A 1,082-nucleotide genomic window follows, 5' to 3' on the forward strand; every position below is an offset into this window, starting at 1 on the left:
AATAATTCCTAGGATGGTAGGTAATTTTAATTTTTCTTTATATAAAACTACGCCACAAACTATTCCAAGTAACACGACCAAAATATTCATACTCGCAAAGACAATGGCCGGAGAATCTTTGAGTAAAATATGCGCTTTAACGTATAGGGCAATGTTTGAAAAATTTAGTACGCCTAGCATTAACCCAGCAAAAGTATTTTTAAAATGCCATGCTGAATTTTTTTGAAATATTAAATAAATAATCGATAAAACAAAGGCCGTTATAAAAATTAGATTTAAAGTCAAAGTAAACTGTAGGCCTAAGCTACTCGTATATTTTAACAAGATATCTACAGCGGCATATCCAAACCAGACACTCATCAAAGCAAAAATTGCTTTTTTTGACTGAGATCCGGAAGACTCGTTGAAATGACCTAATAAAATTAAGAGAACAGCAAAAATTCCCAAACCTATCCCTAATAATTTAAGAGAATTAAACTGCTCTTGGAAAAAGAAATAAGCCGCCAATAAAGAAAGTACCACGGACAGCCGCTGAGCAATTTCGGTTTTGACAATACCTGCGTACTCTAAAGATTTAGCAAGGCACAAAAAAATACTCGGTAGAATGACGCCTAAAGCCACTATTAGCCACCAAGGTGTATGTTGTATAGAAATATGCTGAATATCTGGCTTAAACCACAGATAACATAGCAAGCTGGCACTTGCGTAATTCCATGCAATCATTTGCATGGGTTGATATCCCTTTTTCTTTAAATTTTTAAGTAGTACAGAAACCAGAACACTGCACAATGCTGCAGCAAATATTAATACCATTTGCAAAGAACCTATTAATCTAAATTTTAAGAAACAGAGATGGACCGCAGGTAGCTTTAATATGCTTTTTTATAGTTTTAAAGCCATAAAAAAACCAGTCATCACTGACTGGTTTTTTTAAGCTAATCAATTAACGATTGTTTTCGTCGTCTTGACCATCTTCAAATTTAGAATCGTTATCAAAACCGCCTTGATGTCCGCCGAAGCCGCCTTGACCACCGAAACCGCCTTGACCACCGAAGCCACCTTGACCACCGAAGCCACCTTGA

Annotated in this window: 1 protein-coding gene and 1 pseudogene; both read right to left on the bottom strand. The window is 36.0% G+C overall.

Annotated elements, in window-relative coordinates:
* Nucleotides 1-813 (bottom strand): DMT family transporter (locus C1642_RS13870; protein ID WP_103236459.1); only part of this gene is annotated, 813 nt, incomplete at its 3' end.
* Between the two features lie 130 nt (nt 814-943).
* Nucleotides 944-1,082: pseudogene (locus C1642_RS13875) on the bottom strand (RNA chaperone Hfq); the annotation flags it as partial.

This window comes from Acinetobacter sp. AKBS16, assembly GCF_002899995.1.
In the GTDB taxonomy this organism is placed as follows: domain Bacteria; phylum Pseudomonadota; class Gammaproteobacteria; order Pseudomonadales; family Moraxellaceae; genus Acinetobacter; species Acinetobacter baumannii.